The following is a 24,031-nucleotide window of genomic DNA, read 5'->3' as shown; positions in this document are numbered from 1 at the left end:
CACATTTAATGCGTAATCAATGAAATTTGAGAAATACCGTATTTCAGAAAACTTAAAGAAAAGTTTGGCTGAAAAGGGTTTTAAAAGACCAACAGATATCCAATTTAAATCTATTCCCCCGATTTTACGAGGTGAAGATGTATTGGCTATTGCCCAAACCGGAACAGGTAAAACAGCTGCTTTTGCCATTCCAGTTATGGAAAAGCTTTTAAGTAATAAAGTAAAAGGAAATAGAAAAAAAGCAATTAGATGTTTAGTAATGGCACCTACAAGGGAGCTAGCTGAACAAATAACAGAAGTTTTTAAATCAATTGGTAAGTATACCAAACTTTCTACTTTATGTATCTATGGTGGTGTTCCACAAGATGATCAAATAGAGCAATTGGAAAAAGGAGTTGACATTTTAGTGACTACTCCTGGTAGAATGTTCGATTTGAATCACCAAGGGTATATCAACCTAAAAAGTATTGAAGTTTTAGTTTTGGATGAAGCCGATCATATGTTGGAAAAAGGATTCATCAAAGATATCAAGGATGTAATCAAGATAATTCCAAAACATAGACAAACTTTATTCTTCTCTGCTACTATTGATGAGCAAATTAAAAAATTAGCTTATTCATTAGTGAGAAATGCCATAAGAATTCAGATATCTCCAAAAGATCCTGTTTCTAAGAATGTGAACCATGGTGTAGTTTTCGTTTCAATGGACGATAAACGTTACTTCTTAGAAAGAATTTGTAAAGAAAACCCTGACCAAAAGATTCTTGTCTTTGTAAGAACACAAGTTCGTGCAGAGAGAGTATTAAAAGCAATGGAAAGGGTAGATATTTCAGCAGTTAGTATTCATGGAGGTAAAGCTCAAAAAGAGCGTTTTGAAGCCATGAAGTCTTATAAAAACGGAGATGTTAAAATGCTTATAGCAACCGATGTGTCTGCTAGAGGTATTGATATTCCGAATGTGCAGTTTGTTGTGAATTATGATTTACCTGAAGAACCAGAAAATTATGTTCACCGTGTCGGACGTACTGGTCGTGGTACTGAAAAAGGAGACGCTATTGCTTTCTGTGCTGAAAATGAAAAAGAACTATTGATGGCAATAGAAGAGTTTACCACAACTAAGATTGCTGTTCATGCAATGGACAAAGGTGAATATGCAGGTATTGTGGGTAATTCTGAAGAAACTTCAACAGATTGGAAAACAGTAATGAAAGAAATTGCTTCTGATCAGGCTTCTTATAAAGAGGCTAAGAAAAAATCGAATAGGAAAAAAGAGAAAAAGAAGGCTATTAAAAAAGCCAAGAAGAAATAAGTTTCTCTGTTTATATAGAAGGCCAAACTTTATAAGTTTGGCCTTTTTTTGTTTCGTTTTTTACCGAAATTGGTTGATATTAAACAGTGTTTGGTTTTGTTTAGAATATTATTTGTTTAAAATGAAACAAAAAAACAACTTGTAAGGTATATATAATCAGAAGTTAGATGAATGCACTTAGTAAATAAGTGAAAAAAATTGAGAGAGAGTTAAGTTCAATCACCCTTGTATTTATAATATGAGGGTGTTTTTTTATATAAAAAAAGTGATACTCATTTGAGTATCACTAATTATATCAACAATTTAGATAATTCTAATGCTTTTATAGTAGAAGCAAGAATAGTTGATTATTTATCTTTTAAAACTAGAATTTCTGGGATGTTTCTTCCGAACCCATCATAATCTAATCCATATCCTACAACAAAATTGGGATCAATTTCGAACCCAACATAATTTACAGTAATAGGTATTTTTAATGCTTCGGGTTTAAACAATAAGGAAACTACTTTAACAGAAGCAGGTTCCATTCCTTCTAAGTCCTTAATTAATGCTTGCATTGTACGTCCAGTGTCTACAATGTCTTCAACAATAACGATATGCTTACCTTTTACTTGATCAGCGTTAAAGCCAATTAACTGCTTTACCTTACCAGTACTTTCAGTACCCTCATAAGAAGCATATTTTACAAAAGAAATTTCTAAAGGTACCTTGATTTCTTTGACCAAGTCAGATGTAAACATAAATGCACCGTTCAATACACTAACAAAAAGTACGTCTTTGTTTTGATACTCTTTTGTTAATTCGTTTCCTAAAGCTTGGATACGGGTAGCAATTTGTTCTTTACTTATAAATGGAACAAATTCTTTATCAAGAACTTTTGTTACTTCAGCCATGAGTGATAAATCTAAAAATTGATTTAATACTTTTTTTTGTTTTTAAAGAGACAAATATAAGAAGAGCATTCCAATAAAAGTTGTGAGTATTTCCTAAAAGAATAGATTATTTCAAGGTTTTGGATTTTTCATCAAATTCAATCAACTTTAATAGTATAAATAAAGGAATTTCATTAATAGTTTGATTCCTAATATATTTTAAGCCCTTTTACATTACTCAAATAAAAAAGATATGTCTCAAGAAGAAGAACAAAAAGGATTTTTTTCAAGGTTCGTCAATAATATTGAAGATTACATTAATAATTTAGTTACTCTAGATGTAAAAACAGTTGTAGGAGATTTTAGAGTAGAAGGAGAGAAGAATGAAGTCATCAAAAAAGAAAACTCAGAATTTAAAGTGATGAGTAGTGAGATTCATTTGTTAAAAGGTGACATAACATCTAAGGTAAGTGAAGAACTTATTCAAGATAAGTATGCTTGGGTAAGAGATTTTCATGCTCAAAAAGAGGCACACGGTCATAAAATTATAAATGATAATATTAAAGCTATTTATAGTTTATTTGAGTTATATCAAAAAACGAAAGGAGTAGACGTTCCCAATGTTGCATCTAATGTTTTTACTCAACCACAAATAGCTTCTTCTACCGCAGCTTATACGGCTTCTGAGGCAGCGTTCAATCCAATGGAAGCAGTAGTCGCACCACCAACTTTAGAAGCTCCAGCTACTTCTCATCCTGAAATAGCTGATGTTCCTGCAGAAGAAGCAATTGATTTTGAAGCTCCAGCAGATGATTTTAATCAAATAGCAGAAGAAGGCGACGATTCTAAACAATAAACTAAAATGGAGAATTCTTTAAAATCTTTAGCAAGCGAACTACTTACTTTAGAAGTCAATACGATCTTTAAAGAGAATACTACAGGGGCTAAAATGCCTATCAATAAAAGAATAGCTTTAAGAGATATTATTGAAAGGTATCGTAAAGTACTTATTGAATATGGTGTAGCTTATAGAGTTGGTCAGCCTAATGAATCAACAGATAAACAAGGATACAATAAGGCCGTCTTGAGAAATATCGGAGCGGGTGAATATTCTTATATTGAGGTAAAACATGCCGCTCAAGGAGGAAAGGAATATTATGAAAGCTTGCAAAGTAAAATGCAAACGGATGAAGATTTAGAATATCTTAAAAATCGTATCCAAATGCTTTATCGTATCGAAAGACAATCTTCTGGTATGATTGGCTTATTCAAAAATCAACGTCAAAAATACCAATCAGAAATTAAGGCAAATAAAGAAGGGTTTGACGATAGTTTTAATGATAAAGGTAGTGCCTCAGATCAAATGTACCCGTCACAGTTTGGGTCACATCGTTGGAATAACGATATCACCCTTGCAGAAATGAATCAGGTGGAGCCTTTGGAGTTAGAGACAGACCAAATTACAGCTATAAGAAAAGCTTGGGAGCTAGGGACACAACAAGTGTTACTTCAGACTGTTGTTCAGATAGACGGAGATGTAACTTCTTATTTAACACCGAAATTTGTACATATGCCTGCTGATTTAAGAACAATGGTAATGAATTTTCATCAGAGTTCTACCAATGAGGCAACAACACATTGGAGTTCGTTATTTAAAGTTTTAGCCGATTTAACAGGACAGGCTTTTTCATCGCTTTTTGGTAAAAAATAAAGTGCATGATTACTTCAAAACAAGCAGAAGAACAGTTACAGTCTCTTAAAGCTTCTAAAGAAGCAGCACAACTGATATGGAATTCTTTTGAAGAAGGTGGGATAACAATACATACTCCATTTGAATTAAATGGTACTTCTCATGCTTTTACTACTTTAATCCAATTAGATGCTGATGTGATTAATTATTTTCCAGATGTTGGAGGAGAAGACTTAACTAAGTATACAAGGAAAATGGGCAACATTGCCCAAAGGCATTGGTATGAAGTTGAATTTGCTTTTTATAAGCTTGGATCTAGTAGAAAACTATGGTATTTATTATCAGATGTGATTTTATGGGTTTCTAATGCTATTACACTACTTTATGTAGTTGATTTTAATAACATTTTAGTTTCATTGGGTTGGTTTTCTATTCCCTTTATTACAGCTTTTTTTAGAAAAAAAGTATTGAAATTTTTATCACCAAAACTGTTAAGGTTATCTTTTGATATAAAAAAGATAGGAGAGTGGTTATTCAAAAAACTACAGAAAGAAGAGTTGAAGAAATCTGATGTATGACATCATTATCAATTAACTAAAAGAGAATCTATTACGGCAAACTCCTCAGTGTCAGAAACGGATTCGACAGATAAAAAACCGAGAGGAGATTGACCAGTAACGGTAGACGCAAAGTTGGATGGAGGGTTCTCTACCGATACATTTGTGCCTGATGCTTCAATTAAATTATTGACCGCCACATAGTAATTGTAAACCGATTGATCTAAACTTTTTAAATGAACTTGTAAGGTATCATTCAGCGAAAAAGAGGTAAATGGATATTCTACGAATACACTTTTACCATCAATACCTCTATCTGTGGATAATGGAATCCTTGAAGGGGAAAGTAAAATAAATTGCCCATTTATCTTTTGTGAAATTCTCCAGCTATAATAATTTAGTTCATTTTTTGGGTCTGTAAAATGTATCCTCACTATATACTGATCTTGACTCTTACGAAAAGAGATTTTTTCTATAGGCACTTCAGTGGGGACTCTCACTTGTGCTTGAAATAGGGTATCTTGTTCAACTTCGTTACCCGGTAAAAAGACGTTTAACGTATAAAATTGTTTAGGAATAAGCCTTATTTGAGTCTGTGGAGTATATAATGCTCCATAGCTAAAAGATCCCTGGAAATTAAAAGGAAAAGTATTATTACCAAAGTCTGTCGGAAATAATACAATAGAGGCATTTTCTATAGGAGGAAACGAGGTGGTATCGTTATAAGGCAAAGAGCGAGAAAGTATAATTCTAGATAGGGAGTTACTCTCTGAAACGTTGGCATCAATAATTGTGCGTGTAGCTCCGATAGGAACATCTAGAAAAATAGGTTCCTCACATCCAAAGAATACTAATAACGGGAGAATAAAAAATAAATACTTAAGCCTCATTGTTAGAACTTGAAGTTGTAACTGAATGACGGCAATATACTAAACAAATAGACTTTTACCGTTTCTAATTGCTCAGGATTTATAGCATTACTTCTAAATATATAAGAATAAGTATTTTTTCTAGCGTATACATTGTAGATAGAAAAGTTAAAGCTACTTTCGTTTCTTTTTTGTTCATGCATTTTACGGTAGAAAGTAAGCGAAATATCTAAGTGATGCGTACTTGGTAGTCTTGCGGCGTTTCTATCTCCATAGATTGGAATAACATAACCATCTTTATGGTGCTTGCCAATAGGAGAAGTAAACGGTCTACCAGAAGCGTAGTTCCAAACAGCAGAAAATTGGATCTGTTTTGTGATTTCGAAAGAAGCTAATATATTAAAAACATGTCTTTGATCTTGATTGGTTGGATACCAATTGTTGTTATTAATATCATCTACTTGCATCAATGAATAACTCCAAGTATAAGCAACCGATCCTGTAACTATTCCCTTTCTTTTTCTGAATAATGTCTCAAACCCGTAGCTTCTTCCGATACCCGTTGTGACATCATTTAAGAAATTGTCTACTGTTAATAGTTGTCCATTCGGTTTTAATTCCAATATGTTTTGAGAGTCTTTATAATAGGCATCTAAAGAAATATCAAACATGCCTTCATTGATCTTATTGAGGTATCCAATACTAAATTGATTATTGATTAATGGTGCAATAGTTTTGTCTGAAGGAATCCAAACACCAGCGTTAGAAGGCAAGGTGGATATATTTAATTCTTGAGTGTATTGTGACATCCTATCATAAGCAATTCTCAAAGATTGATTGCTTGATAAGCCAATACTAATGGATAACCTAGGGTCAAAGTTATGATGAGAATTCTCAATCTGTAAGCCTTTATTATAAATGGTATCTGAAAGAACAGAAACACTACTATTGGTGTTATTTGGAGTATATGGAACTGCGTTTTCTATTATTTCTCTGCTGTTTTTAAAGTTGTCAAATCTTGAAAACCGCCCGCCAATTCCCAATTTAACTTTGTCTGCAATATTCCATTCGGCATCAAAGTAAACAGCACTTTCTAAAGAGCGAATATCTTGTGCTTCTGTTGGTGTCACAATACTCTTTTCATCATAAGGTGTAATATCACCCGAATTATAAAGATGAAACATACTTTCAACTCCCCCTTTTATGGTGACAAAAGGGGTGATGTAATGTTCTAGAGTATACTTTAAACCAACATCATCAATAGTATATGAAGTTTTGTAACTAGTTTCGGGGACAGAATTAATAATATTAGACACGTTATAATGTGTGTACCATAAGCCTAAATTGCTATATAATTTAGGTGATAATAATGAAGTCCAAGTTACGTTAGCTGTATTATTTCCCCATTCACTACTTGATACATCTTCAAAAGCGAGCTTGTCTCTACTAAAATAGCCAGAAGTAGTAATGGTATTCTTTGGATCGAGTTGAAATTTTAATTTCGCACTAAGATCATAAAATAGAATTGAGTTTAGACCATCGCTACTATTGAGTTGAAATAAATCTGTATAAGGTCTACGCCCTGAAATAATAAAAGATGATTTTTCCTTTTGAATAGGTCCTTCTAAAGTTACATTGGCTGAAATTGTCCCAATTCCACCAGAAACATTAAAATGTTGGTTATTTCCTTCTCTTAAATGCACATCAATTACTGATGAACCTCTTCCTCCATATTTGGCAGGGATACCACTTTTATATGTTTTAACTGATTTTAAAGAGTTGGTGTTAAAAATGGAATAGAAACCTAAACTATGTGTCGCATTATAAATGGGGACATTGTCAATTAAAAATAGGTTTTGATCTGTTCCTCCACCTCTAACAGATAATTCGCTACTACCTTCATTGGCACTCTTAAATCCGGGCATTAATTGTAATGATTTGATAACATCACCTTCTCCTAAGAACATGGGTAATTCTTTTGTGAGTTCGGGAGTTACCTTTGTAATGTTACTTAGTTCTAATACCCCTTCAAATATTTCTGAGTTACTCGATAGCACCAAAACTTCTTTTAGTTTTGTTTCATGCATATCAAGTTTTAGGTTTAATTGATAATCCTGATTTATATGTACTAATGTATCTGTACTTTTAAAGCCAAGAGATTTTATTTTGATGTTGTAGTCACCTAGAGGTACAGATATTGAGAAGAATCCTCCGATATTGGTTACTGTACCTATATCTAAATCTGAAAAATATACGGTGGCACCAATAATAGTTTCGTTGGTACTTTTTTCTCTTATAATACCACTTACAGTATATTTTGGTAATCGTCTTCCTTCTTTAGAATCAAGAGGAATACGTTTAACAGAAATAATTACCTCATTATTATCAATTCGATAACCCAGAAAACGGCCATCAAACATAAAGTCTAATACCTCCTTTAAAGTAGCGTTCTTGTCATAAGTAATTCTTTTAACCATAGGGATATTATCATCACTATAGATAAAGTTTACTCCACAAGAATCTGTGATATATTGGATTGCTTCTGTATAGGTTAGTTCAAAAAAGTCAAAATTATACCTCTTTTCTTGAGCGGTACTGTTGAAAGTAGTCAAGAAAAATAGTGAGAAAGTGAAGAATAAGTATGTTAACTTTTTGTTGATCAATTTAGAATAGACTTATGTAGGCTAAATAACCCTTTAAGATACAACTCCTTTTCCTAATAATGCTTCTAGTGCAGCATATCTTTCTTTTTCTATTTGATGTTTTTTTAATACATCAGCTTCAGAGGCTCTTACAGAACAGTCTACAGAAGGGCAACGCTCACAAGTTTCATTTACAAATTCCATTCTTACCTTTTCAGATTGCCAGAAATTTGTTTTTTGCCTGAAGTCGTCATTCATTAAGAAACCAATAGTAATACTGGTATCTATAGTTTCATCAACTAGAGGTAAAGCACGTGCAACACTAATACAGAAGTATTCTTTGCCAGAAGTAATATATCTAGACACTTGAGCATCACAAATGTATTTATTGTCTTTGCCTTCTTGTCTACTTTTCTCTAAATCATCAAATATTTTTAGAGAAACCCATCTACGGCAATAGTGTTCTGAAAGTACAGTACCATGGGGGCTATGCAGACCGTCTAAATGAAGTTCTTTTGTAAGTGAGTATTTGTTACTTCCAGGAATATGATCTAGTCTAAGGAAGAATATTTTACTTAAACCAAAATGTTTTGGAAGAATACTCATTAAACGATAGAGGAAAGTCTCTGGAGAAGTATTATGCTTCAGAATTAAATCAATAAAACCATCAAAAGAGAAAGTTCTACTTTCAATCACCTCTTTGATGTCGGCAATCATTTTATCTTCTGAAATAATTAGAGCACCAGCAAAATAGGTAGCCATGAAATCATTAAAGAGCATATCAAAAGACTTCACACTCATCCAAGAGTAAGTCAAAGATCTTTCTTTAATGCCTAGTACCTGAAAAGCAGCTTCTCTAGCATAGATAAATGTTTTTCTTCTAGAGTTAAGTTTTTTATTAATCATTAAAGTGGGAATCCCATCTTTATTAGGTTTGATTACAGACCTAAAAGAATCTAATGCATGATGTTCGCTTAGCGATTCATCATCGATTTCATACCCACAGTAATTTCTTAAATAGGAATAGAGTTGTTGCTCTAAAGGATCCTTGTCATTAAGCTGCTTGGCTCTAAATTCTTTAGCAGCCTTTTCGATATCCTCGAAATAATTATCATGAATTTCTTGATAAGACCTTAAAACAGAGAAATAGAAATTCTCTACAGTGAGGTTATAATTTCTAGAAATTTCTACAATTGTATTGATAAATGCAGATAATTTAGAAGGGGCATCAGACATTAACTCTAATAGATTTCTTGGTTCAAGACCAAAAACATCAAGAGGTAATTCTTGTAGAATATTAGAATTAAGAAGTTTTGATATGGCCCCTAATTTCTTAGAGATTTTTAAAGAAACTAACTCATCATAACTTACACCGAGTGAGGCAGCTAATGCAGTGATTTTATTTCTTTTGGGATATTTCTTTCCCTTCTCAATTTCATTGATATATGAAACTGACATTTCTGCTTTTTTGGCTAATTCAGATAACGAATAGTTATTTTCTTGTCTGTACATACGGACTTTGAGTCCGAAGATGAGACGGATGTTTTCCTCTAAAATCACTGGCTTTTATTTCGCACTTGGTTAATGATGGTTCCTATAATAGCATAAATATAAGCTATTTTTGTTTCCTTTTATGTTAGGGTAGGTAGAGTTTGGACTTTTCCTACATCTATGAAAGATAAAGTTAACCTAAATTTATTCTGATTTTTTACCTTAAATAGATAATATCTGTAAAATTAGGACAGTTTTATAAAAAAATATAATGTTTTGCGAAATTTCGCTTTTATTTACTGTTACGTTTCTTTAATTTTGAATCATAGATTAGCGAATTGATTAAAAGCAAAAATAAAATTATGCTTTTCTTCTGTTCTATTTCCAGAAAAGGGAAAGCTAATAATCAGATATATAATTTTTCGTTTTCAAAAAAAAGTCTACCTTTTCAGAGGGTAGACTTTTTAGTTTATATACTTTTTAAGACGCTAGGAAAACAAATAATCCTGATATAAATACCAACAATCCTGCAGCAGCAATTGTGGCTGTCCCATAGGCAACGAGATCTTTCGCTATATTACCTTTTACAGGTAATGCGGCAGCTCCGTAGTGTCTTGTAGAAAAGGCAAGGCGAACTCGTCTTTTTTTCTCAAGAGACCATGTCACCATTTGTGGACTCATTTCTATAACAAGGTCAAAATCATCTCTTAAATCATTATCCATAGTTAATCTCCTTAGAAATTTTTCTGTTTCTAACTGAGATAATTTTCCATCGAAATAATGTTCGATAAGTGTAATATTTTGAAATGATAAGTTTTCTAGGGTCTTCATTTATACAAAGTAGTAGAGCGTGTTAATTATTCTTGTGTGTTGTAAGAATAAGATAACAAAAAGCTACTTTAGAAGCCAATTTATTTGTGACGTTCTTCTAATATTTTTGTCACATCTTCTAAGCTGTAACCTTTAGCTCTTAATAATACAATATAATGGTAAAGTAGGTCGGCTGCTTCGTTCAAGAATAAGTCTTCATTATCATCTTTTGCTTCGATAACAAGTTCAACTGCTTCTTCTCCAACTTTTTGAGCTACTTTGTTAATTCCTTTGGCAAATAAGCTACTAGTATAAGACGAGTCCGAAGGGTTTTCGTGTCTATCTTTAATTGTTTTTTCTAGAGCTTCTATAAATTCTATAGCCATTTTTATTCTATTTATATAATTAATTATTAAGCGAAAGGTTTTGAAATAAATTAAGAAATACTTCCTCTCACCATTGTTGTATAGGCACGAAGTGCTGTTTTGAATTCTTCGCCTCCAAGCACTTTTTCTTTAATCCAAATAGCAGCAAAAGCATGCGTTAATTGTTCTCCTTCATCTTCACCTTCAATTTCTATATTAGGTGTTTGTTCTTCTGCAAGTGCTTCTTCAGCAGCTTGAAGTTGTTCTAATGAGTAGGATTCAACTAATTTTTTAATCACAGGAATTTTCATTATTTCAATTTTTCTATGAGTTCAACAACAGCATCTTCTTTAGACATAGGGCCTCCTTCAACAAGCTTCCCTCCTTTAAAGATGGCAAAAAACGGCAAGTTATTTACACCTGCTAAAGCTCTTGCTTCTGGGCTTTCTTCTGCGTTTACATCTAAAAATGCAATTCCTTCAAACCTTTCATCACCAGAAAGTCGTTTAAACTTTGGTTTAAATAATCGGCAACTACCACACCAACCGGCAAAGTATTTTACCACAACTTTGTCGTTTTCAGAAATTAATTCTTTAAAGTTGCTATCATTTGCATCAATTACTGGCATTTCTTTATTTTTTTAAAGGTGATTAATGGATTATAAAATTAAAAATCACAAAAATGAATATTGTATTTTCACCTTTCAATCAATTTTACAACCTTTGCAAAAATAGAAATAAATATTGAAATTCTAGGGATGTAGTAGAGTATGTTTCAACCATAAAAAAAATATGATTTTTTATTATTGAAAAACTTTATAAATTCCTTCATATAATACGTTTATGGGACTTAAAACAAGAGTATTTGTATCTGATGTTGATAATCTAGGTGACGGTAGATATTGTGCAGGAATGGGAGTGGAAATGATTGGATTTCCAATTGAAGAAGACCACCCACGTTTCGTATCTGCTGAAAAATTCAAAGAAATATCGAGTTGGTTGGCAGGTATTAAATTTGCCGGAGAAATTTATAGTCATTCTAATGTAGATCTAAGTACTTATGATGCCATAGAATCTGTACTTACTGATAATCCAGCATTAGTGAAAGATCTCACTGGACACGGAAAGACTTTAATATATAAAATTAAGGTGGATAGCTTTGATGCTATCGAACAACAAATGGCTATGTTAGAAGCTGATGTTGATACATTTATCTTAGAATTTGATAATGATTTATCTGCTGAGGACCTTAATAAGATCAAAACATTAACTGAAGAATATAAGATTATTGTTAGTGGTGGATTTGATGAAGATTCAATAAATAATGTGTTGGATAATGCTACTCCTGAGGGGATTGCTTTAAAAGGTGGATCTGAAGTATCAATTGGCGTAAATACTTTTGATGGCTTGGTAGAAGTACTTGAAGCTATTGAAACGGATGAATGGAATTAAGAAATTAAATAATTTTCTGTAATAGGAAGAGGTTGTTACATAAATCATATTAGAAAATTATCTCTAATTAAAATGTAGAGACAATAGTAAAAGTGTCTGAAATCTATCAAAAAGGATAGATAAGATTTTTTATAAATGTCTTTACCTATTGTATGATAAGAAGATAGTATGATTAAATTATGAGACGACCTCTTCTTTTTTTATCTTCAAGATTATGTATTTAGAGGCTTGGAAAAAAATATGCGATCGTTTTGAGATCGAAGAAGAAGACTACAACGCAGAGTCCTTTGGAGAGACAGCTGACAAACTATCGGCTTACTTTGAGCATTTATTAAGAACTGATTCAAGTAAATTGATGAATGGTTTGTACAGAATTGATGTGAAAGAGGATCTAGTAAAAGAAGCTTTCAAAGAAGGTAGTCTTTCGGATATTGCGGATGCTTTAGCAAGATTAGCGTTAAGGCGTGAATGGGAAAAGGTTAAAATGAGACAACAGTGGTCAAATAAATAAAAATGAATTGGGACGTTGTTATTAAAGATTTTGGGATCTACTTAAAGCTAGAAAGAAGTATGTCTGATAATACTTTAGAGGGGTATTTAAGAGATGTTCAAAAACTTTCTACCTATTTATTAATTAAGGAGGTTAAAAGGACTCCATCCAATATTCAACAATCTGATATTGTTACTTTTTTAGGCTATTTAAATAATGAATTTCATATAGCGACATCTTCTCAAGCACGACTTTTATCCGCATTAAAATCATTTTTTTCCTATTTAAATGAGACGGATCAAACAGAAAATAACCCTGTTGAACTGATTGAGGCACCTCGTTTACCTCAAAAATTACCAGATACATTATCGGTAGAAGAAATAGATAAATTAATAGAAGCCATTGATTTAACTACTTATGAAGGTAGACGAAATAAGGCAATTTTAGAGGTGTTGTATGGGAGCGGGATACGAGTATCTGAGTTAGTTAACCTAAAATTAGATGCCTTATACTTTGAAGAAGGATTTATTAAAGTAATCGGTAAAGGAGATAAGGAGCGTTTTGTACCTATTGGAGGTGAGTCGATTAAACAAGTAAATTTATATTTAACTCATGATCGAATTACTAAATCGCCTAAAAAGGGAGACGAGGATATAGTATTTTTAAATAGAAGAGGAGGTAAACTAACGAGAGTGATGATATTTACGATCATCAAAAGGCTAGCGGAACAAATTCAATTGGGTAAAAATATATCTCCTCATACATTTAGGCATTCATTTGCATCCCATATGGTAGAGGGAGGAGCAGATTTAAGAGCTGTTCAAGAAATGTTAGGTCATGAATCAATTACCACTACAGAAGTATATACACACCTTAATAAAGATTACTTACAACAAATTATCACAGACTTTCATCCAAGAATTCATCAAAATGAATCATAAAAAAAAGGCTGTTTCATTTTTATATGAAGCAGCCTTTTTTACAGATTTTTTTATATCAACTAATAAGGTAGAAGGTTGAAGTTTAATTCAACATCATCTGCATATTCTTCACCACTTTCTAGCATATCTACGTCGTTTTCTTCGTAGTACCAGTTTACAGTGATTTTACCTTCTTTATCATTTTGATAATCTTCTAACATTGTTAAGATCTCCAAGAAACGTCTCGATGAAGAGGTGTTGAAGTATGACATCTTAAAATTTAATGTTATTGTTTTACTACCTTCTTCAAGGTAGTCTTCTAGCCAACTAAAAATAGGTCCAAAAAATTCAGTTGTGTATTCGTGGTATGACTCACCTTCAAGTTCTAATACTCCTGTTTGAGCATTAAAGTCAATTCTAGGTATATAAGTTGATCCGTCAATATGGAAATTCTCCATGCTATTCGTTTTTTATAGTTCTTTGTTAACTTTTACCGACAAAATAAAAAATGATCTTGTTTCGTCGTAGTCTTTTATGTTTATCTCTACAGGGTTACCTGATTTTCTTACCATATCAATAAACCCAAGGTTTGCTCCAGGTTTTCCTTCTCTTTGAGGCATTTTACGTTGTTCACGGTAGAATTTTTTCAATTCATCCGCATCCAATCCATTAATGTAATTTGCTCTTTCAATAAGTGGAGGAACTTCAGTTTTAATAATACAATTACCAGAAGTGATAATATAATGATCATCATCTTCGGCAATAGCTACAATTCCCACGCCAATATCTCTAGCATCTTTTTCTGAGTATTGTTTTTCTGCAGAATAGTGATGAATATTCTGAGCCATTTCAATAACAATAGCAAAAAGACGCTTAGCAATAACTCGACTTTCTTGTGTATTTCTTAAGCTTTTACCAATAAGTGCAAGGACATCTTGAGAAAAAATTCCTTGAAAAGCCAAAGAAATTTGTCTTTCAGATAACTGCTGTTTGAAAGTCTTTACACTAAAATGTTCTATATATGCCATAAGTATCGGCCTGTCTTATTCGTTAAAAAAATCTGTAAAACTATTAATTAGGCAATAGTTGAAAAACTGATTATGTTGTCTGGATATGGTATCCAATATTACTATTTTTTATATAATAATTTCATTAAGAGTAAGTTTATTATCATTCTAAGGTGAAAAAAATCTATTTTTCGTCATCAATTTGTGAAACGAATAAAAAAAATAGTGTATTAAATCAATCATTTTGCCTTATTTAGCAGGATTAAATGATGTATTTCACCGTTGAATGAAATATTTCAACTCTATAATGTTTTATTGCTACAACTTTTTTGCCACTTATTGTCATAACGGTAAAAAATGATTGTCAGTATATAAATGATCTTTTAATTTTGTGTTTTCAAATAAAAAATATTTTCAATACAGTTAAGATGAAAGGAAAAATCAGTTGGTTATTAATTTGTGTAGGAATTTTATTTCATCACTCTTCATTATTAGCTCAAGCTAAAATCAGTTTCGATAAGAATATTCATGACTTTGGTGAAATACAAGAAAGCGATGGTGATGCGGAAGTTGTATTTGAATTTACAAATACAGGAAATAAGCCTCTGTCATTAACTTCGGTAAAAGCAAGTTGTGGTTGTACTACTCCAGATTGGTCAACAGAAGATGTAGCTCCTAATAAAAAAGGATACATCAATGTAAAATATTCAACAAAGAATAGACCGGGTGTTTTTAGTAAGACTATTTCTGTTAGAACTAATGGAGTGCCTCAGGTGTTAGTTCTCACAATTAAAGGAAATGTAATTGCTAGACCAAAAGGTCCTAAAGATTGGTACCCAATGGAAGTAGGGAATTTAAGATTTAAAACTACCCATTTCGTTTTCAATAATATTAAAAATACGGCAAAAGATACTTTATCATCAATTATTTATAACCAAGGGAAATCACCTATTGAGTTGTATATTGATCAAATTAAAGTACCTAGCCATGTAAAAGTGTGGAGTAATAAGACTACAGTAGCAGTTAAAGATACAGTCATCTTGTATTTAAGCTATGATGCTTCTTTAAAAACGGATTACGGTTATATTTTTGAGTATTTTCAAATACCAACATCTGATATCAATCAACCTAAGAAAAGAATAAATATTTCTGCTCACATTAAGGAAGATTTTTCTGCTGTTGCCAATAAAAAAGAAGAGTGGCCGAAATCATCTTTTGATAAAAGAAAACATGATTTCGGAGTAATGAAAGCACTAGATAAAGCTTCCACAAAATTTACAATCACCAATGATGGAAAATCTACTTTATTAATTAGAAAGGTGAAAGCATCTTGTGGATGTACAGCAACTAAACCAAATAAAACAGAGTTAGCACCAGGAGAATCAACCACTCTTGATGTCACTTTCACTGCAGGAAACTATAACCGTTCGGTAACAAAATCAATTACTGTGATTACCAACGACCCTGACCATCCTGAAAATACTTTACAAATTTCTGCTGATGTGAAATCTGCTGAAGAATAAATTATGACTAAGAAAATAAAAATACTTATTGGGGTAAACTTATGTCTATTAGCGGCCATAGGTTTATCTTTTTTCACTTTTGATACATCCTCAAATGAGAAGAAAGGAAAACCCTTTTTTGATCTTTTGGATTTGTCTACCGTTGATGGGTTTGTGCTCAATGGAATTAAAATTCAGCGTGAAGAAGATGGACGTTGGTTGATGAATGATAAAGTAGATGTTGCTCCTCGCATGATCGGCAATATTTTTCAGGCCATACAACAGACTTCAATTGTGAAACAAAGTGATGCCACTTTACCTACTTCAGGTGTTGAAATAAAGTTAACTACCTCTGGAGCAACTCTTTTTGAAGGGATCATATCTTCTTCAGGAGATGTAGCCACTTTTGGCGAAAAAAATGGAGAAGTATATCAATTAGAAATACCAGGACAGTTTATCAACATCGAACAAATATTTGATGCATCTGAAAAATCATGGAGAGATAAAACCGTTTTTAGAACGTCTTGGAGGTCTATGAAATCATTTGGTTTACATTATACAATGCATCCAGAAAATAATGTTGATATCTTATTTAAAGAACCATTTTATGAAGTAGAAGGCATTTCTCAATTGGATTCTGCTGCTACTTATCAGTTTATTTCTGCCTTACCAAAATTACAAGTAAAAGAATATAGAGATGGTACCCTGTTTTTTCAGGATACGGTTCAAAAGTTTAAACCATTTTGCGAAATTGAAATGTTCGATATGGTTGCAACATATAATACTTCATTTAAGGTTTTTCCTTTTGATGATAATGTTTTCTTTTATTTTCCGTTAACTAAAGAGGTTGGTGTTTTATCGCCAGACCAAGTGCAGGATATGTTTGTGTCTTGGCACTTTTTTGATGCAAATGACCCAAGAAAAAAGTCGATGAGATAATGATTGGAATTTTTGATTCTGGATACGGAGGTTTATCAGTACAAAAAGCGGTAATGAAAACATTACCCGATGTTCCCATAGTTTATTTTGCAGATCATAAGTTTTGTCCCTATGGAAGAAAATCTAAGGAAGAACTTATAGAAAGAGCATTTTTTATTGCTGATGCTCTGATTCATATGGGTGCCCAGTTAATTATTGTAGCTTGTAATACAGCTACAGCAGCTGCAATAGATGCACTTAGAGAAAAATATGATATTCCATTTGTCGGAATGGAGCCGGCTATTAAGCCAGCAGCAATGGCATCTAGTACTAAAAAAATAGGAGTGTTAGCCACTGAAGGTACTTTCTCTGGACGTCTGTTTAATCAAACTAAAGAGAAATTTGCCCAAGATATAGAGGTGGTTATTCAAGAAGGGGTAGGTCTTGTAGAATTAGTAGAGAAGGGGTTGATGGGTACTTATAAAGCCCATCAAGTATTATTTCCTATTGTAGATAAGATGAAAGCACATCAAATCGACCAATTGGTTTTAGGATGTACACATTACCCCTTTTTAAAAGAGGATCTTCAAAAGATGTTGGGTAAACAAGTACAATTGATAGATCCTGCTCCTGCTGTAGCTCAACAAGCTAAAAGGTTGTATCAAAATGTAGATGATAAAGTAACAGTAAAAAAATATTACCGATTTATTACCTCAGGAGATAATGTAAAAGAATTTCGACGTAATGTCCTTTCTCTAATCACTGTTGATGAAGAGAATACTTTGTTTATGTATGAGTAATTAATCATTTCAATAAGGTGAAACTCCTGATCAATAAACTCCAAAAGGATGAAGTTTATTAACGACTCTTTATTTCTATTTCTCTCTTAATTAACGATTTTCGTATTTGAAACCTAGATTAAATGCTTAATGTATCATCATTTTAAGTAATGTTGATAGGAGGGGTTAAATAATAAATACTACTACCAAAAATGAATATGAAAAAGTTACTGATAACAGCTTTATTATGTAGTACTTTCTCTGTAATGGCACAAGAGTCGCCAAAAGATAAAGGTCTAAAAGTAATTGACGAAGCCACTATACAATCTTCACTGTCTTATTTAGCTTCTGATTGGATGGAAGGGCGTGAAGCGGGACATCCAGGTGCGTATAGAGCATCAGATTATATTGCTAGTATGTTCGAGTTTATGGGATTAGAGCCAGCGGGCGATTCAATTGATGGCCAACCAACATATTTTCAGAATTTTGATGTTCTAGAATACAAAGCATCAGACAAGCAATTTCTTTCTGTTCAAGCTAAAAATGGTCAGGAATATACATTTGCCTATCATACAGATTTTGAAGTAAAAGCAGCTCCTGCCTCTATTTCAGGCAAAGGAAATATAGTATTTGTAGGCTACGGATTAGATATTGATTCTTTGAAGTACAACGACTTCTATAAAAAAAATGTGGAAGGAAAAGTTTGGTTACGACTTAAAGGAAAGCCAGCAAAAGGAAAAGTTGGTGAAGCGTTAAAAGAACTACCTTCAAAACAGTTACATAATATAAAAGAGGAATTAGCTGAGAAATATGGAGCTTTAGCTGTTATAGAAATAGATGCTTTAGGTGAGTTACCAAAAACAGCTTCAAATTTTCCTTTTAGAGATAATAGAAAATATTACGAAGGTGATCATAAACTATCATCTTTCTACGATACAAGATTATACAGTCCAGTTTCTAAGCCAAGTAAAATTGCCCCTGTATTTATGGGAGGAGAATACTTAATGGCTAGTATAGTTGATAAAAATGAAGTGATGAAGTACGTTAATAGTATTGGTGAAAGTAAATTATATACGCCATCATTATTTGCTACAGGTGCAACATTTCAATCAAATGCTATCGTAGAAAGAAAAAGAGTGAGAAATGTTTTGGCTAAAGTAACAGGTCAGATGCCTGATTCAGTAGTGATGATTGGTGCACATTATGATCACTTAGGCAAAAGAGAAGGGTATGTGTGGAATGGAGCTGATGATAATGCATCTGGTGTAGCAGCTATTTTAGGAATTGCTAAGGCGGTAAAAGCGACAGGAGTACAACCTAAAAGAACAATGTTGTTTGCTTCATGGACAGCTGAAGAAAAAGGGCTACATGGTTCTAAGAATTTCTTGTTGAATTATGACGATCCATCTCAAATCAAGATGTATTTAAATTTTGATATGATTGGCAGAAGAGGTGATTGGCATTCAAAAGATAATCAGGTGAGCTTTATTTATACTGCAGAACACCCTGAAACATGGGATCTAAATCAGGAAAATATTAAAGATTACAATATCGATTTAGAAATGTTTGATGGGAAATCTAAAAGAGGAGAAGCAGGTGGTTCTGATAATGTGAACTTCGATACTTACGGAATACCTTACTTCTGGTATCATACAGGAGGTCATGAAGATTATCATCAGGTTTCTGATCATGCAGATAAGATTATGATGGATAAAGCTGCAGAAATCACAAGATTAAGCTATTTAAATATTTGGGATATTGCTAACGAGTAAACTATTCCAAAATAAAAAAAGGCCTGATAAATCGTAATGATTTATCAGGCCTTTTTTATGAAAAAGAAAGATTATAACTCCTTCTCTCCCTTATTCTTTTTACCACTTTTTGGTTTGTCCTTTTTCCAAACTCCTTCGTAGATTTTTTTATTGTCTTTATCAAAAATAACCCCAAAGCCATCTCTTAAATTATTAGCCCAGAAACCTTCGTATCTCTCACCAGAAGTGAAGTAATAGACACCAAAACCATCTCTGATACCGTTTTTATAATTTCCTTCGTAACTATCGCCATTGGCCCAAGTATAAATACCTTTACCATTTTGCATATTGTTAGCCCAAAGACCTTCGTAAAACCCTTTCTTTTCGAAAACAGCATATCCAAAACCATTGGCTTGTTCATCTCTAACCTCACCAATATATTTAATTTCAGCTCCATCGAAATTGATGATATCTAAACGGTTAATTTGTTTTTCTTTGGAAACAAGTTCCTGTTTAAGGTTCTTAATTTCTCTATGATTTTTGAAAAGGTCAGATTCTAAATGTCCTTTACTAATCGTTAAAGTATGATTGACCTTTTTTAAGTACGAAATACTATCAGAAAGTTCATCTTGATTAAATCTAAGTTCATTAATATGATTTTCCTTATTGTAGTATCTCTCTTCAAGTTGGTTAATCTTATTATAAGGTACTCTTTGACTGGAGATATACTTCATAGCTTTATCAGTATGTTCGGTTGTTTGATGTAAACTATCCAAAGTTTGATAATGAAGTAATGCTTCAGTAAAGTTATGATTGATCAAAAGAGAATCAGCTGTGGTTTTAAGCGACAACTTTTCTAATTCATCATTTTTTTCCTCTAAAACAGTTACCTCTTTTTTGAGGTCATCAATTTGACCTTTCATGTAAAAGGCTATGACAATAAGTATTATAAGAGAGGGAAGTGTATATATTATCTTTTTCATAATTATTAATTAGTAACCAAGGTTGATCTTCGGAAGAGCATTGCTATTCTTTCTAGTATCTAAACCAATGAATACGTTAATTCTAAATATATGTGATGTTTTGTATTGATACCCCGAAGTCTTCTGACCTAAAGTCCACATATGTCCAGCAAATAATGTAAAGTTATTATTCAAGACATAGCCAATACCATTGTACGTTCTAAAATCTTCAAAAGGATTATAGGCAATACTTTTACCCGAGTGCATGAAAATTTCTACCGAAGGAGAAACAAACAACGAGTTTTTTTCAATCTTCTTTTTATTAATAGGAATGTATGCAAACAACTTATAACGATACCTGTTGGTATAGTCATAATCTGCACCTACATCATTTTTTCTTTTCCATCTATGTTCAAAACGAAACTGATGGTACATTTTCACCCTTCCCATTGCAGGCATTTTAAATAACCACTGATGCCAAATACGAAACTCATTGGTAAATGGCTCGTAAGCTTCATCATTTCCAGGTTCAGGTGTAAAGTTCACTACATAAGTAGGACCAATAACCGCCTCGAAATAATCATTAAAGAAAATGTTTAATCCTGCTCTGTTATAGACCTGACGAGGACGTCCAACATAGGAGTGTAAATTATCGAGCGAATTTCTCGATCTATAATGGTGTTCTCCATAATAGCCGAATTTCTCAGAAAATCGGACTTTAATGTACACACCTTCCCATAAGCCGGTTTCTTCAAGATTAACCTCTGGTGCATCTTGAGCGTATAAGCTCATCGAAGTTATACTAATAAGTATAAATAAAGTTTGTAGTTTTCTTAGCATGAAAAAAAAATGTAAGAAGAGAAAAAATGCTATTGAGAGATACCTTTATTGGTAACTTAACATCGAATAATTAATAGTACAAATTACAGTAATGCAGTAAAATTAATAAAAAAAAAGATAGTTCTCTATTATTGAGCTAGTTGCTGGAAAATTTCTTCCATAGATTGCATTTGCATGCTCATTTCAATAATAGCGGCATCATGTTTAGCTGATGCTCTAAAAATATCTCCTCTTAAATCAATGTCTTGAGAGTAGTGTACTAAAATTTTATTTTCGTTAATTGGTTCAAGTTTTTCAATTCCGGTGATAGTGTTCAAAAATGATGCTTCTGTTGGATGTTCGTATGTTAAACTGATGGTGGTTTTCGCACCTAAATGACGTAAATTTTCAACACTGTCGTTCGCAACAATGTCCCCTTTTCTGATAATGACTACACGATCACATAATGCTTGTACTTCTTGCATGATGTGAGTGGATAGCATGACGGTTTTATTCTGACTGACTTTTTTAATTAAAGCTCGAATATCTTCTAATTGAATAGGATCAAGTCCTGTTGTGGGTTCATCCAAAATCAATACTTCGGGATCATGAATTAACGCCTGTGCTAAACCTACTCTTTGTCGATATCCTTTAGATAATGCACCAATTTTCTTCTTACGTTCCCTTGTGAGTCCCGTAAGCTCTATCATCTCCTCAATTTTCTCTTTCTTCTGTTGACCTTTTATTTTGTATAGAGATGCGGAGTAATCTAAGTATTCCCTTACATACATATCCAAATACAATGGATTATGCTCAGGAAGGTATCCTACTTTTTTTCTTACTTCGATAGGTTGATCAACCACATCGTAACCACAAACAGAAATACTACCTTCTGTTGGAGGAACAAAACATGTGGCTATTTTCATTGTAGTAGATTTGCCAGCACCATTAGGTCCTAAAAAGCCAAGAATTTCTCCGGGCTTAGCTTCAAAACTAATATTATTGACAGCTACTTGATCGTCGTATTTCTTTGTAAGTCCTTTTACTTGAATACTCATTGTGCAAAATTAGAATAAATTGAGAGAGATATTTTCTATAAATGTATAATTACCCGTACAAAAAATCATAAATTAGGGAATGTTTAATCATTTTAGTTACGGGGAGGCATACATCAATTAATCTTGGTGTAAATCATTTTCAATTATTTATTTATATCAGAATGTCCCAATGATCTTTTAGGATCAATCACATCTCTTATTTTTTGTTTAACTGCTTTTGGTTCTGGAAACCCCTCTTGTTTTCTATCCCATACCGTTTCATTATCAACAGAAATTTTAAAAATACCTCCATTCGAAGGAATCAATTTAATTTCTGCAACATCATTTTGAAATGTATAAAGTAACTCTTGAGTCATCCACACTGCTCTTGGTGTCCAATGACACAGTGTACAAAATTCGATAGATATAATTATTTTATTCATGTTTACTACTAAATATTAGTACTATTCATTGTAGGATTTAAGTAATCCGTACAACAAATCGTAAGATACGTCGAATAGTGTTTTATACTGATTGATTATTTCATAAATTCCCATTCAATAATGATCAAATTTGGTATTATTTTATCTAACTGACAAAAAATGAAAAAAATATTCACCCTTCTAGCTTTATTAATAACAACCTGTTCTGTTTATGCTCAACAAGTTTCTTTTTTGGTAGGAACCTATACTGATAAAGATTCTAAAGGTGTGTATCAAGTTACCATCGAAGAGGAAACCGGACATTTAGTTATTGATGGGGTAGTCATAAAAACAGAGAACCCTTCTTATTTAGCGTATTCTCACAATAGAAAATATCTTGGTGTGGTCAATGAAATTGAAGATGGTGGTTTATGTCTATATAAAGAGATGGATGGACAATTTCATTTGGTAAATAGACATCAAACCAATGGTTCTTATCCATGTCATTTATCATTTGATCATCAAGGAAATGTTTTTGTAGCCAATTATGGAGGAGGAAATATTTCATTTTTTTCAATTGAAGACAAAAAACTATCTGATCTCAAACAACTAATCCAATACGATAAAACGGGACCAAACGCCGCTAGGCAAGAAGCCTCACATGCTCATTTTGCTAATTATGAATCACATTCAAGTACAGTATATACTGTAGATTTAGGAGGTGATGAAATCCATGCCTACCATGTAGGTAAAAAAAATCTAGAAGAAAAGTTTTCATTTCAGGTAAAACCAGGCAATGGCCCAAGGCATTTAGTTGAAAATGGAAAATATATTTATGTTTTAGAAGAACTGACTTCCAAAATTACTGTGATGAAAAAGAACAATAAAGGAGGAGCAGATGAAATACAAGAGATTTCAACACTAAATGATGACTTTACAGGCAAGAATACAGGTGCTGCGATAAAAATGAGTAAGGATAAAAAGTATTTATATGCGTCTAATAGAGGTCATAATAGTATTGCTATTTTTAAGATTAAAAATAATAAACTGGTTTTATCAAATTTAGTTGATACTCATGGGGACTCACCAAGAGACTTTTCTTTCTCTCCGGATGAGAAATTTGTTGTTGTAGCTAACCAATTGTCTGATAATATCACATTGTTTGAAAGAAATAGTGAAACAGGTCAACTAATTTTTAAGTCAGAAGCAGAAATTAGTAGTCCCGTAAATATTACATTTTAGATTAAAATCGCAATACAAAAAAAGCACTCAATAATTTTATTGAGTGCTTTTTTTGATTTTTAGTGAAAAAATAATTTTAGTATTGCTTGTAACATTGTAAATGTTGTTATATTTAACTATCAATCT

Annotated in this window: 25 protein-coding genes and 1 pseudogene; 12 read left to right on the top strand and 14 right to left on the bottom strand. The window is 32.4% G+C overall.

The genetic code is table 11. The annotated features are described in order from the left end of the window. Positions 1 to 19: 19 nt before the first annotated feature. Complete coding sequence (locus NH26_RS07925) at positions 20 to 1,309, top strand: DEAD/DEAH box helicase (RefSeq protein ID WP_044225015.1); 1,290 nt, start codon at positions 20 to 22, stop codon at positions 1,307 to 1,309. A 347-nt stretch (positions 1,310 to 1,656) separates the two neighbouring features. Here NH26_RS07925 and hpt read toward each other — a convergent pair whose 3' ends face one another. After that, positions 1,657 to 2,202 (bottom strand): hypoxanthine phosphoribosyltransferase, encoded by a 546-nt coding sequence (gene hpt / locus NH26_RS07920; protein ID WP_044225017.1) that lies wholly within the window; start codon positions 2,200 to 2,202, stop codon positions 1,657 to 1,659. 232 nt (positions 2,203 to 2,434) lie between these two features. Between hpt and NH26_RS25610 the strand changes: the two genes are divergently transcribed. The 3 genes from NH26_RS25610 to NH26_RS07905 are packed head-to-tail and all read left to right on the top strand — an operon-like array spanning position 2,435 to position 4,449. Then, positions 2,435 to 3,037: a hypothetical protein gene (locus NH26_RS25610; protein WP_071397120.1), complete on the top strand. Its 603-nt coding sequence runs from the start codon at positions 2,435 to 2,437 to the stop codon at positions 3,035 to 3,037. A 6-nt stretch (positions 3,038 to 3,043) separates the two neighbouring features. Then, a complete protein-coding gene (locus NH26_RS07910; protein WP_044225019.1) occupies positions 3,044 to 3,892 on the top strand; it encodes a hypothetical protein in 849 nt (282 codons plus the stop codon). 5 nt (positions 3,893 to 3,897) lie between these two features. After that, entirely contained in the window at positions 3,898 to 4,449 is a 552-nt protein-coding gene (locus NH26_RS07905) for a hypothetical protein (RefSeq protein WP_044225021.1), read from the top strand. A gap of 8 nt (positions 4,450 to 4,457) precedes the next feature. Here the strand turns inward: NH26_RS07905 and NH26_RS07900 are convergent, their stop codons facing one another. From NH26_RS07900 to NH26_RS07870, 7 genes and pseudogenes are all read right to left on the bottom strand, one after another. Beyond that, on the bottom strand, positions 4,458 to 5,318 hold the full coding sequence (locus NH26_RS07900) for a DUF4249 family protein (protein ID WP_044225023.1): 861 nt from the start codon (positions 5,316 to 5,318) through the stop codon (positions 4,458 to 4,460). Positions 5,319 to 5,320: 2 nt separating this feature from the next. After that, entirely contained in the window at positions 5,321 to 7,909 is a 2,589-nt protein-coding gene (locus tag NH26_RS07895) for a TonB-dependent receptor (RefSeq protein WP_044225026.1), read from the bottom strand. Between the two features lie 84 nt (positions 7,910 to 7,993). Continuing rightward, entirely contained in the window at positions 7,994 to 9,499 is a 1,506-nt protein-coding gene (locus tag NH26_RS07890; RefSeq protein ID WP_262494266.1) for a helix-turn-helix domain-containing protein, read from the bottom strand. A 411-nt stretch (positions 9,500 to 9,910) separates the two neighbouring features. Then, complete coding sequence (locus NH26_RS07885) at positions 9,911 to 10,261, bottom strand: hypothetical protein (protein WP_044225030.1); 351 nt, start codon at positions 10,259 to 10,261, stop codon at positions 9,911 to 9,913. Positions 10,262 to 10,341: 80 nt separating this feature from the next. Beyond that, a pseudogene (gene hisE / locus NH26_RS07880) lies at positions 10,342 to 10,614 on the bottom strand (phosphoribosyl-ATP diphosphatase); the annotation flags it as partial. 62 nt (positions 10,615 to 10,676) lie between these two features. Continuing rightward, a complete protein-coding gene (locus NH26_RS07875) occupies positions 10,677 to 10,916 on the bottom strand; it encodes a DUF6952 family protein (RefSeq protein ID WP_044225032.1) in 240 nt (79 codons plus the stop codon). After that, complete coding sequence (locus NH26_RS07870) at positions 10,916 to 11,233, bottom strand: thioredoxin family protein (protein WP_044225035.1); 318 nt, start codon at positions 11,231 to 11,233, stop codon at positions 10,916 to 10,918. Before NH26_RS07870 ends, NH26_RS07875 begins: the two co-directional genes overlap by 1 nt. A gap of 214 nt (positions 11,234 to 11,447) precedes the next feature. On the opposite strand from NH26_RS07870, the gene NH26_RS07865 reads away from it, so the two are divergent. From NH26_RS07865 to xerD, 3 genes are all read left to right on the top strand, one after another. After that, positions 11,448 to 12,056 carry a beta/alpha barrel domain-containing protein gene (locus NH26_RS07865; RefSeq protein WP_052432088.1) on the top strand — a complete coding sequence of 203 codons (609 nt, stop codon included), beginning with the start codon at positions 11,448 to 11,450 and terminating at the stop codon, positions 12,054 to 12,056. A gap of 214 nt (positions 12,057 to 12,270) precedes the next feature. Further along, on the top strand, positions 12,271 to 12,567 hold the full coding sequence (locus NH26_RS07860) for a hypothetical protein (RefSeq protein WP_044225039.1): 297 nt from the start codon (positions 12,271 to 12,273) through the stop codon (positions 12,565 to 12,567). Between the two features lie 2 nt (positions 12,568 to 12,569). Beyond that, complete coding sequence (gene xerD, locus NH26_RS07855; protein ID WP_044225042.1) at positions 12,570 to 13,487, top strand: site-specific tyrosine recombinase XerD; 918 nt, start codon at positions 12,570 to 12,572, stop codon at positions 13,485 to 13,487. 59 nt (positions 13,488 to 13,546) lie between these two features. Here the strand turns inward: xerD and NH26_RS07850 are convergent, their stop codons facing one another. Both NH26_RS07850 and NH26_RS07845 read right to left on the bottom strand, forming a co-directional pair. Then, a complete protein-coding gene (locus NH26_RS07850) occupies positions 13,547 to 13,924 on the bottom strand; it encodes a DUF1987 domain-containing protein (protein WP_044225043.1) in 378 nt (125 codons plus the stop codon). A gap of 12 nt (positions 13,925 to 13,936) precedes the next feature. Continuing rightward, a complete protein-coding gene (locus NH26_RS07845; protein ID WP_044225046.1) occupies positions 13,937 to 14,494 on the bottom strand; it encodes a SiaB family protein kinase in 558 nt (185 codons plus the stop codon). Positions 14,495 to 14,901: 407 nt separating this feature from the next. Between NH26_RS07845 and NH26_RS07840 the strand changes: the two genes are divergently transcribed. The 4 genes from NH26_RS07840 to NH26_RS07825 all read left to right on the top strand — a co-directional run bounded on the left by NH26_RS07840 (position 14,902) and on the right by NH26_RS07825 (position 19,444). Further along, the gene (locus tag NH26_RS07840) at positions 14,902 to 15,996 is read left to right on the top strand and encodes a DUF1573 domain-containing protein (protein WP_044225048.1); all 1,095 of its coding nucleotides are present in this window, start codon (positions 14,902 to 14,904) and stop codon (positions 15,994 to 15,996) included. A gap of 3 nt (positions 15,997 to 15,999) precedes the next feature. Then, positions 16,000 to 16,914 (top strand): hypothetical protein, encoded by a 915-nt coding sequence (locus NH26_RS07835; RefSeq protein ID WP_044225051.1) that lies wholly within the window; start codon positions 16,000 to 16,002, stop codon positions 16,912 to 16,914. Further along, on the top strand, positions 16,914 to 17,693 hold the full coding sequence (gene murI, locus NH26_RS07830; protein WP_044225054.1) for a glutamate racemase: 780 nt from the start codon (positions 16,914 to 16,916) through the stop codon (positions 17,691 to 17,693). The genes NH26_RS07835 and murI overlap by 1 nt, the downstream gene beginning before the upstream one ends. A 197-nt stretch (positions 17,694 to 17,890) precedes the next feature. After that, complete coding sequence (locus tag NH26_RS07825; RefSeq protein WP_158021901.1) at positions 17,891 to 19,444, top strand: M20/M25/M40 family metallo-hydrolase; 1,554 nt, start codon at positions 17,891 to 17,893, stop codon at positions 19,442 to 19,444. A 71-nt stretch (positions 19,445 to 19,515) separates the two neighbouring features. Here NH26_RS07825 and NH26_RS07820 read toward each other — a convergent pair whose 3' ends face one another. From NH26_RS07820 to NH26_RS07805, 4 genes are all read right to left on the bottom strand, one after another. After that, positions 19,516 to 20,406, bottom strand: a complete 891-nt coding sequence (locus tag NH26_RS07820) for an MORN repeat-containing protein (RefSeq protein WP_084812098.1) — start codon at positions 20,404 to 20,406, stop codon at positions 19,516 to 19,518. A gap of 9 nt (positions 20,407 to 20,415) precedes the next feature. Further along, entirely contained in the window at positions 20,416 to 21,225 is an 810-nt protein-coding gene (locus tag NH26_RS07815; protein WP_044225060.1) for a DUF2490 domain-containing protein, read from the bottom strand. A gap of 128 nt (positions 21,226 to 21,353) precedes the next feature. Beyond that, a complete protein-coding gene (gene gldA, locus NH26_RS07810; RefSeq protein WP_044225062.1) occupies positions 21,354 to 22,262 on the bottom strand; it encodes a gliding motility-associated ABC transporter ATP-binding subunit GldA in 909 nt (302 codons plus the stop codon). A 143-nt stretch (positions 22,263 to 22,405) separates the two neighbouring features. After that, a complete protein-coding gene (locus tag NH26_RS07805; RefSeq protein WP_044225065.1) occupies positions 22,406 to 22,684 on the bottom strand; it encodes a SelT/SelW/SelH family protein in 279 nt (92 codons plus the stop codon). Between the two features lie 159 nt (positions 22,685 to 22,843). Here NH26_RS07805 and NH26_RS07800 point away from each other — a divergent pair, with 159 nt between their 5' ends. Further along, the gene (locus NH26_RS07800; protein WP_044225067.1) at positions 22,844 to 23,905 is read left to right on the top strand and encodes a lactonase family protein; all 1,062 of its coding nucleotides are present in this window, start codon (positions 22,844 to 22,846) and stop codon (positions 23,903 to 23,905) included. Positions 23,906 to 24,031 lie beyond the last annotated feature (126 nt).

This window comes from Flammeovirga pacifica (assembly GCF_000807855.2).
In the GTDB taxonomy this organism is placed as follows: Bacteria; Bacteroidota; Bacteroidia; order Cytophagales; family Flammeovirgaceae; genus Flammeovirga; species Flammeovirga pacifica.
The sequence above is the reverse complement of the archived record's forward strand: the minus strand, read 5'-3'. Positions and strand labels throughout refer to the sequence as shown.